Source organism: Microcoleus sp. C2D2 (genome assembly GCF_036702495.1).
Taxonomy (GTDB): domain Bacteria; phylum Cyanobacteriota; class Cyanobacteriia; order Cyanobacteriales; family Microcoleaceae; genus Microcoleus.
Genome location: NZ_JAUBTO010000018.1, coordinates 1 through 9,905, shown reverse-complemented (window position 1 = coordinate 9,905; position 9,905 = coordinate 1). Strand labels below are relative to the sequence as shown.

Annotated in this window: 7 protein-coding genes; 3 read left to right on the top strand and 4 right to left on the bottom strand. The window is 48.2% G+C overall.

The genetic code is table 11. The features are described from left to right. Window positions 1–5 precede the first annotated feature (5 nt). Window positions 6–257, bottom strand: a complete 252-nt coding sequence (locus QUB61_RS08665) for a hypothetical protein (protein ID WP_333126565.1) — start codon at window positions 255–257, stop codon at window positions 6–8. Window positions 258–307: 50 nt separating this feature from the next. Here QUB61_RS08665 and QUB61_RS08660 point away from each other — a divergent pair, with 50 nt between their 5' ends. From QUB61_RS08660 to QUB61_RS08650, 3 genes are all read left to right on the top strand, one after another. Beyond that, on the top strand, window positions 308–3,079 hold the full coding sequence (locus QUB61_RS08660) for a TonB-dependent receptor domain-containing protein (protein ID WP_333126569.1): 2,772 nt from the start codon (window positions 308–310) through the stop codon (window positions 3,077–3,079). A 274-nt stretch (window positions 3,080–3,353) separates the two neighbouring features. Then, on the top strand, window positions 3,354–4,535 hold the full coding sequence (locus QUB61_RS08655; RefSeq protein WP_333126572.1) for a PepSY-associated TM helix domain-containing protein: 1,182 nt from the start codon (window positions 3,354–3,356) through the stop codon (window positions 4,533–4,535). Between the two features lie 224 nt (window positions 4,536–4,759). Beyond that, a complete protein-coding gene (locus tag QUB61_RS08650; protein ID WP_333126575.1) occupies window positions 4,760–6,022 on the top strand; it encodes an MFS transporter in 1,263 nt (420 codons plus the stop codon). 412 nt (window positions 6,023–6,434) lie between these two features. Here the strand turns inward: QUB61_RS08650 and QUB61_RS08645 are convergent, their stop codons facing one another. The 3 genes from QUB61_RS08645 to QUB61_RS08635 form a co-directional block, all read right to left on the bottom strand. Beyond that, complete coding sequence (locus QUB61_RS08645) at window positions 6,435–8,522, bottom strand: acylase (RefSeq protein WP_333126578.1); 2,088 nt, start codon at window positions 8,520–8,522, stop codon at window positions 6,435–6,437. Between the two features lie 420 nt (window positions 8,523–8,942). Continuing rightward, window positions 8,943–9,281 carry a transposase gene (locus QUB61_RS08640; protein ID WP_333126582.1) on the bottom strand — a complete coding sequence of 113 codons (339 nt, stop codon included), beginning with the start codon at window positions 9,279–9,281 and terminating at the stop codon, window positions 8,943–8,945. A 186-nt stretch (window positions 9,282–9,467) separates the two neighbouring features. After that, window positions 9,468–9,608: a hypothetical protein gene (locus tag QUB61_RS08635; RefSeq protein ID WP_333126585.1), complete on the bottom strand. Its 141-nt coding sequence runs from the start codon at window positions 9,606–9,608 to the stop codon at window positions 9,468–9,470. Window positions 9,609–9,905 lie beyond the last annotated feature (297 nt).

The following is a 9,905-nucleotide window of genomic DNA, read 5'->3' as shown; positions in this document are numbered from 1 at the left end:
GTTATCTAATTAAGGTACTTTCTCATTAACAGCCCAGCGACTACTTCCTTTAACCGAGGAAGGTGCCAACCGTGGCAGATCGTCGATCGCGCCACCGGACAGAGGCGTTCGCCCTCACGGGCTTCCTGCCAGACAAAGGCGGATAGCGACGGGAGAATCGGATCGAAGTGCGCCCGACAACTAGGTCGTATCTTCCGCAGGTCAGTTTCACTCCGGCCCAGAAGAGCAGCAACGCTGCCACCAATCATGTTGTGCAAACAACGCAAACCACATATCCGAAGTTCTATCAATTGTTGATTCAAGAGTAATGAATAGATCGCAGAAATTATTAAATAGCCTTGGGCTCGCAGGAGTCGTGTCGGCGTTAGTCGCTGGGCCGGCGTGCGCTTCCAACATCGCGCAGGTGACGGCCGTTCGCCTCAACCCCACGTCAGAAGGCATTGAAATCATTCTAGACACTGAAGATGGAAGGCCCCTACAAGTCTTCAGCGCCACCTTTGGCGAAACTTTACAAGCTGATGTCATCACCGCTCAACTGCGATTGCCGGGGGGAAATGAGTTTCGTCAAGACAAGCCGGCTGCGGGAATTGCTTCTATCACCGTTACTCCTTTAGATAACAACAGCATCCGAATCAAAGTCATTGGCGAGAGGGGTCAACCAGTAGCACAGGTGATTCCTGGTGCTGCGGGTCTGATTCTGGGCATAAAACCCACCTCGGACACGACTGCTCGCACGCCTGCACCGGCTCCTACAACACAGCGCCCGGGGACACCCGGAGAACCCTTGCCACCGACAGGGCAGCCGGTAGAGATACCCGCAGAACCCTTGCCGCCGACAGCGCAGCCACCAGGGACACCCGGAGAACCCTTGCCGCCGACAGCGCAGCCACCAGGGACGCCCGGAGAACCCTTGCCGCCGACAGCGCAGCCACCGGGGACACCCGGAGAACCCTTGCCGCCGACAGCGCAGCCACCGGGGACGCCACAGGTGGGGAGAGACCGGGTTGAAATCGTCGTCACTGCAACACGAACCGCAGAAAGAGTGACAAACGTGCCGCGCTCTATAACGGTGATAGACTCAGAAGAAATTCAGGAGCAGGTAGGGCCATCGAGAAATGTCGGGGAAGCTCTGGCAAATGAGGTTCCCGGTTTTGCGGCCCCGACTCAAAGTACGGCCACTTTTGGACAAACTTTGCGGGGTCGCGACGTTTCCGTTCTGATTGACGGCGTGCCGCAAACGACCAACCTTCAATCTTTTGGCAGAAATTTTAGAAACATCGATCCTAGCGCTATCCAACGTATTGAAGTAGTGCGGGGGTCTACCGCAATCTACGGCGCTCAGGCTACAGGTGGCGTGATTAATATTATTACTCGTCGGCCAACTGAGGAAAGGCTAACTGCTATTACTGAAGTGGGCGTCAATAGCGCTTTAACAAACACAGAAGATGCTTTAGGCTTTAACGCTCAGCAGACGATTTCTGGCCGAACGGGTAATTTCGATCTGACCGGCACTGTCTCGCTCTCTAGAAGTGGATCTTTTTACGATGCCAAAGGCGATCGCATTCCCTATTTTGAACTCGGCGGAGATAGCAGCACTCTCTTCAACGTGCTGGGCAAAGTCGGGGTAGATTTGAGCAGCCAACAGCGGCTGCAACTAACTGTCAATCACTATCGGGAAACCCAAGATCCCAATGTGATCCTAGACTCTAGCGTTAACGACCAGGAAGGACGGCAAAAAGCCCGCGCCATCCGAACCGGAAATTTGGATATCGACGGGGAAACACCGGGAAATAAAAGTACACTCCTCAACCTAACTTACACCAACCAAAACCTTTTTGGCAGCAGCCTTCAAAGTCAAATCTACTATCGAACGAATTCCAATGTAGGTGTTCCTTTAGATTACCGCCCGTTCGAGTTCTATGGTCCATTTCTCGGCGTTACTCGTTCGCGAGCCGAGAGCGAACAGGTAGGAGGTAGACTGGCGATCACCACTCCTTTATCCCGTGCCGAAAATCTTCGATTAACTTGGGGCTCTGACTATATTACTGAAGATAGCAAACAGCGTTTCGACCTGTACGACCTGCAGAGATTTGACGAAAGTGGTGGTCGGGTTTACCGGAAAATCTCCGAGCGTCCTTTCGTTCCTCCTTACACTTACAACAGCCTTGGCTTTTTCGGTCAAATGGAATGGAATATTGACGATATCGTGATTCTAAGTGGCGGGATACGTCACGAACGCATCGGGTTAGAAGTCAATGATTATACCACTTTTAACGAGCGCCAGATCGAAGGAGGCGATCGCAAATTTTACGCCACCCTATTTAATACAGGGGCTGTCTATAAAATTAATGACAACTTCAACGTATTTGGCAACTTTGCTCAAGGTTTCTCAGTTCCCGATTTCGGCCGCATCCTCCGCGAACCCCCTAACAATTTTGTCGGAATTGAATCTTCGTTAGAAGTAACTCAACCGCAAAAAGTCAACAACTACGAAATTGGCATTCGAGGAACGTGGGAATCCGTGCAAATGTCGCTTTCCGCTTTTTACAATACCTCTGATTTAGGAGTGAGTTTTCAACCAGTTGGCAACACAGGCCGCCTGGAACTAAAGCGCGCCCCAGAACGCATTTACGGCTTAGAAGGGACTGTGGATTGGCAACCTGCACGAGCATGGTCGCTCGGCGGTACTGCTACTTATATTGAAGGCGAATCTGAGGAGAATAGGGGCAGTTACCTCGCCCTCGATAGCAGCAGAATTCCACCGCTCAAGCTAACAGCTTATCTCCAAAACGAAACTTTGCAGGGATGGAACAATCGGTTACAGTTCTTATATTCTGGAAATCGCGATCGGGCCTTTAAAGACGGGTCGGATGGTGGTCCAATTAGCAGCTATCTCACAGTGGATTACATCAGCACAATTCAACTGGGAAAAGGGCTGCTACAAGTCAAAGTCGAGAATTTATTGAATAATCAATATTTTCCCGTAATCTCTCAATACATCGCTGGATTTGGCTCGGACAGCTCTAATTATCCAGGCAGAGGTTTGACTCTCAGTGTTAATTACCGCCTTAACTGGTAATTATTTATCGGCTGGGGATTTCATGCTGATGAGAAAGTTGGGAATTGCGAGGAAAGGGCTGGCAGCCTAACAGTCGCTATCAGGTATTTTTCTGGAAATGATAACAAGGGTGGCTCTCCCTCTGAGAGACCCTTGTTGCTAGTTACAAATTTACCCCCAAGCTTCGGGGGGAACTCTAAAAGCCCTCCGCAAATTTGGGAAGAATACTCTAAAAGCCGCCGAAATTTGGGGGGTTGGGGGGCGTCTAATTATAACTAGCAACTTGGGTTAGACAATGAGAACAGTTAACGGCTTCGAGGAAAATTTTGAGATGAAGTTCCGCAAACTCGCATTCAAACTGCACTTGTATTTGGGGTTGGTGGTAGGAATATTTCTAGCAGCAATTGCTTTAACCGGGTGCTTGCTGGTTTTCGGTCCCGAAATCGAGCGGTTCTTCAATCCCCAACTCCTGCAAGTTATTCCTCAAGCCGAACGGATACCGCTGGAAAATGTCCTGCAAATTGTCGAAAAAGCTTATCCGCAAAATCAAGCTCTTAGTATCTTTCTGCCGCGAGAAGCCAAGGAAGTTTGCAAAGTTTGGATGCTGTCAAAGAGTGAGGAAATAGTTAGCGTTTATGTCAATCCTTACAGCGGAGAAATTACGGGTACACGCCTCACGAAACAAACTTTTACAGGTTTTATTTTGACGTTACACGCGGAATTAGCTGGAGGAGAATTCGGTCATTTGGTTGTAGGTATTTGCGGTCTAGTAATGCTAGGACTAACTTTTACTGGCTTGGTATTGTGGACGGGTTGGCGCAATTTTGCTCGCGGATTTTCTATTAATTGGAAAGCTCACTGGCAGCGGACTGTATTTGATTTACATAACGTTTCTGGCATTGTATCGGTCGCTTTTCTCATGCTCATCTCCGCTACAGGGACAGCGATAATTTTTTACGCGCCGGTTCAATCGACGCTGTATTGGCTAACGAATGAAAAGCCACAGCCAGCATTGACTTCTCATCCCCACTCTAGCAGTTCGAGGCAAAATCTTGACGAAATAGTACACCAAGTTAATAGGGTTTGGCCGGAAGCTAAAACCACTTTTATTTCTCTGCCTTTGACGCCTGAAGCAATTTTTAAAGTACGGAAAAAATTTCCCAATGACCCGAACCCAAACGGGATTAGCACCATTTATCTCGACCAATACAGTGGCGAAATATTGCAGGCTGACAGTGTAAATTCAGCTTCTGTAGCAAATCGAATTCTCAACTCGCTTTATCCGCTACATATTGGCAGCTATGGCGGAATTTATTTGCGGCTGGCACACGCGATCGCAGGATTAGCAGCGATTGTACTGTTTATGACGGGTGTACTGATGTGGCGGCAGCGGCATTTGGCGAAATTTTACCGCAAGGAGGCGAGACAGCAATATGAAGAATTATCTCCACTTAGCCAGCAATGGCCTTGGTTTTAATGAGAGCAGCGTGCGATTTTATGCGGGTGTCAATCGATTTTAGATTTTAGATTTTAGATTGAAGCATTGACCCCACGGATAAATTCGGGGGGCAAGTTTCTCGGATACAGGTTTTTTATTTCTCCACGCATGAATCGGGGGCTTGTATCCTGGATGCTTTCGGTCATTATCCTGCCTAAAAACCCCTATCCTCTGAATTTTAAATCCTATCAACCGCCTATTTCATGCAAAAATTTATTCAACTGTGGCTGGGACAAACTGCTTCGATGATTGGCAGCGCTATGTCGGCGTTTGCGCTGACTATTTGGATTTGGGAGTCCACCAGTCAAGTGACGGCTTTGGCTTTGTTGAGTTTTTTTATTCAATTGCCGCGCATCTTGCTCGCTCCGGTTGCTGGCATTCTCGTCGATCGCTGTAATCGAAAATTTTTGATGGGGATCGGTGATGCGGTTTCAGCTTTGTTAACGCTCGCTATCCTATTACTTTATATCAGCCAAAACCTGCAAATATGGCATATATATGTAGCGGGTGCAGTTAACGGAATTTTTGGCCAAATTCAGCAGTTAGCTTACTCAGCAGCTATCGCCACAATGATGCCAGAAAAGCATTACAGCCGCGCTAGCAGTTTAAGTTTTTTGGCAAGTTACGGTGCGAGTATTATTGCTCCGACGCTGGCGGGGATTCTCTATTCTGTGATTGGGTTGAGCGGGATTTTTACGATCGACCTGGCAACTTTTACAATAGCGATCGCCACCCTAGTATCTGTCAAAATACCCCAGCCCGCGATCGCCTCGAATCCCCAGCCGACTCGCCCCCACCTGTTGCAAGAACTCAGCTTCGGATTCCGCTACATCCTCGAGCGTCCCAGCCTGCTTGCCTTGCTGGTGTCAGTTTCGCTATTCTGGTTCGCTCACGACATCGGCGCGGCCCTCTACTCACCGATGATACTGGCACGCACCGGCAACAATGCCAGAACCCTAGGTACTATTCTTTCAGCCGCCGGCGCAGGCGGCGTTTTAGGAGCATCGATCGTCAGTATTTGGGGCGGTCCCAAACGCCGAATCCGGGGCTTTCTGCTCGGCATGGCAGGCGCGGGCTTGAGTAAAATAGTCTTTGCTTTCGGTCAGGCGCTTTCCATCTGGATTCCCGCTCAATTTTGTTCGTCTTTCAATTTCCCCATCCTCGGCAGTTCCAACGAGGCGATCTGGCTGGCGAAAGTCGCACCAGAGGTACAGGGGCGCGTTTTTGCTACCAAAGCAGTTATCGTGCAATTGGCGTCAGCGATCGGTTTATTGATCGCAGGGCCGCTTGCCGATCGCGTCTTTGAACCCGCCATGCAACCCGGAGGTTTTTTAGCAGCTATTTTTGGCCCAATTATCGGGACAGGTGCCGGTGCTGGCATGGCTTTGTTATACGCTATTTCCGCGCTGGGCTTATTGCTCGTAGCAGTCGGTGGGTATGCTTGCCGACTGCTGCGCGATGGGTAAAGGGGAAACGGAAAGAGGTGTTTTAATATCAATTCCGGTAGCATCAGAAGAGTAAAATCCAGTTAACAGTCAACAATCATCCATGTTGCAACCGGACTCGATCTAATTCATCTGCGTTAATCTGTGTTTATCTGCCATCATCTGCGGTAAAAAAAAGAGAATGTGTTAACCGCAGATGACAATGGATTGACGCTGATTCACGCCCTTGTCGAGAAGAGAGATATCAATAATTCCGATGCTAACAGATTTGATATAACTTCTTCCTTCTTCCTTCTTCCTGAAATCCGTTACATCCGTTACATCCGTTACATCCGCCCTTGCGAATCCGTTGCCGAACTTCCTTCTTCCTGAAATCCGTTACATCCGTTACATCCGTTACAGAATCCGTTGCCGAACTTCCTTCTTCCTTCTGCTAAAGTTTCTGGCGCGAACTCAGGTGAGCTTCAACTTCCGATCGCGATCGCCATACAGGGCGCAATTCCTTGCGAGCAAAGAGCTGCAACTGATCGCCTGCCTGGGGCAAACCAGGTTGAGTGGCGTTGCCGTAACTGTTTAGCGCCATCGCTTTCACCGGATTCGAGAACTCAATCGCAGCGACAAAAGAATCGCCGGCAACCGCTTGAAAGCGATTGTCTTTCCCAGGAGCGAACCAGACTGAGCGAAATACGCCCAACTCACCGTCAGCTCCATTTGCAGGCAGATTCGCCGCCCCAGGCAATCGGAAGACTTCCCCCCATGGCACATCTAACGCGCCATAAGTTACCTCAACTTTGGTTGCTGTCGCTTCCAGCACCCGCACCGCCTCCGCAGGATTTGCCAACCCGTCTGGCGTCGTTAGCGGCGCATCTTCCCTCCAAGGTTTAGCGAATAACTTATCGTCATCCATCGCTTGTTTCCAAAAGGCAAACAGCACCGCACCGCGACTGTCAGCATCGACTTTGCGATTCCAAGCGGCGAGAACTTCCGCAGCGCGGCGCGCTTGAGCACTGCCTTGCCGTGCGACGGGAATTAAATCATCGAGGAGGCGATCGGCGAGTTCTACCTGAGTGGAATGTTTGTATTGCATCAATTCAGCGAAAGAGATTTTTTTATCTTCTAAGAGCATTTTTGCCGATCGCTGCGCTCGCAAGTCTATCGGGCCGCGCGGTGCCATGTAGGCGGGATATTTATCCGCTGCGATCTGCCTGGGAAACGTCGTCGTCCAGGGGGGATCGTTGGTATTTTGCAACCAACCGCTGGGCGGATCGACAACGCGCGGCAAATCCGCATAGGGATGATTTGTGGTCCACAAAGTCTCTGACGTATTGCCTGGGATCGTGCCTGACCAGTATTTAAAATCTCCTTTTTTGCGTATGGGGACTTGACCGTTAAACAAGTGCATGATATGCCCCTCACGATCGGCATACATGACGGTAAACATGGGAATTTCCAAGCGCTTTAAAGCGGCTTCAAATTCAGAAAAATTCTTTGAGCGTGCCATATCCCACCACTGCTGAAGGGCTCCTGGTTTATCGAGTCCGACAACGCGCAGGGCGATCGCTTTGCCCTGTTTTTCTGTGAGAATCGGCCCGTGAACAGAACGCCGCACTACTAGAGATTCCGAGCGCAAATTCCCATTCTTTTCTTTGACTTTTAAAACCTTCTCTTCCCTGTCAAAACTTCGGATTTTGCCATTGAAGCGATAGCCATTGTTAGCGAGGGACAATTCGTAGGCATCCCAGCCATCGTGAGTGTTGACAGTATGAGTCCATCCCAAGTTGTCATTAAAGGCGATCGTTAATACAGGAAATCCGACGAGAGTCGCTCCGTAAGCGTTAATTTCTGGGGCAACCAGTTGCGCTTCGTACCATAAATATAAATCCGACCAAGGAAGGTGAGGATTTGCCAATAGCATGGCATTGCCGCTTTGAGAATGGGAAGGAGCGATCGCCCAACCATTAGAGCCTTTGGGGGTATCATTTTCAGCGATATCTTCAACGCGATCTGGATCGACTACAAAAGTAAAATTGATGACGCGTTGCGCGTGTGCCAATACATCTACCGGTTTGAGGGGCAATGCTACCTTTAATTCTTTGGTGAGCGCCTCTGGGTGTTTTTTTGCATAGGCATTCATTCCGCCAACAAAAGCATCGAGATAGTTGCGAAAAATGGGATTTTGTGATTCATACCACGCCTGGGCGCGATTAGGAATTCCCATAGTTTGCACCCAGCGATCGGATTCCAGATAATCTTCGCCCCAAAATTCCGCAGCTTGCCCCCGAGCTTGCCCGTAAAGACGCAAAATCAGATTACCGTGACTTTGCATCTGCGCCCACCCGAAAGCGTAGAAAAGGCTTTTACTATTCTCTCCGTAAATGTGTGGAATTCCATAGGTATCCCAAAGAATTTGAGTGCCGGCTTGAGGCGCGGCTTGAATCCAATTATTGAGGAGCAAAACTAAAACAAAACTCATCAATAACGAGACAATCTGTCGCCATTGTTTTTTTAGTTGTAGAAACACGGGAAATTAATTTGCTAGGGTTAAACTGAGACATTGCAGCCTTTTCAACAAGCTGCCCGAACAAAACGCCGAGGACTTAAAGCCCTTGTATGGAGAACAAGAGAGAAAATTATACCAAATCCGATGCCCAAAAAGCTAACCTATCTACGTCTATCTGCGTCCATCTGCGGTTAAAAAAATAACACCTCTTCGAGAAATCCAGAAAATCCGAAAAAACACCCTATGTAAATCGGATATGAAATTACAGCATTTCCCGCTGTTATGAGGTACAATAGCAACACCAAGCTTTCCCAATTTCTTAAATGCTGAGAATTTGTTAAATTGAGGGCAACTGCTATTATTCTATCAATCATAGATGCGTTAGTTGGAGCGAACCAGAGCAAAAAGGATTTGAGTTGTGACCACGAGAGTTCAATAGGGTTAAAATAGGCGAGAGTAAGGAGATAAACAAATAACACTCCTGCCTAAAGCTTCAATCATTGGTACAATTGATGCTAGTTTATGAGCGGGTAGATTATCCATCATTACTACTGCTCCTGCCCATAATTGAGGACACAAAAGCTTCTCAATAAATACGGCAAATGCTGCTCCATCCATTGAATCATTCATTGTCATTACTGCCAGCACTTTGTTGATACTAATGGCGCCTATAGCTGTAATTTTCGCGGCTCGATAAAATGGTTTTAATGAGGATACTCGAACGGTTGCGAACGGGCATGAGTTCTGGTCAAACGAGCGTAAAATCCCAGTTTTATCCAAAAATACCAGGTTTTCTGGCTCGATATGTTTGATAGTTTCCCAATATTATACTCTTAATTTTTGGACTCTTTCTGTTGCGGCTTGGCTACTCTACCATGTTTTTTTTTACGATTTAATCCTAACTTCTGCTTGGGCCGAGACATTGCCGTGGAGCTCACCCAATTTCCAGTCTGATGAGCAAATAATTCACACAACTCTACCTGCATTGGCATCTGGGTGCTCTGCCACCAGTGCTTTGACGAATGGTTCGGCATTTGTCAGATGACTCAATTGCGGTTTTCCTCTCTGTTTTGGCTGTAAATCGCCCTCGGTTTTTTGAAGATTCACCAGTTTTTGGACTAGACTTTTACTGACTCCACATCTAGTAGCTACTTTCCTCGCTTGACATCTTTTCTGCCAAATGAGCCTTCACTATTTTTTGCCGGAGCTTGAGAGAATACGCTTGACGACGGTTTGACTACAACAATGATATTTTAGTGTACCTCATAACAGCGGAAACCCCTGTACATCCACAGGAATACAATAACCACATCATCCGTAAAACCAATGATATCGTTTCCGGTTGCATCGGAATGATAAAGTCAAGGTCAATAATCCCACATTCCCCGACTCCCGACTCCCGAC

Coding starts and splice junctions, on each gene's coding strand:
- QUB61_RS08655 (WP_333126572.1), top strand. CDS start 3,354: ATGAGAACAGTTAACGGCTTCGAGGAAAATTTTGAGATGAAGTTCCGC.
- QUB61_RS08650 (WP_333126575.1), top strand. CDS start 4,760: ATGCAAAAATTTATTCAACTGTGGCTGGGACAAACTGCTTCGATGATT.
- QUB61_RS08660 (WP_333126569.1), top strand. CDS start 308: ATGAATAGATCGCAGAAATTATTAAATAGCCTTGGGCTCGCAGGAGTC.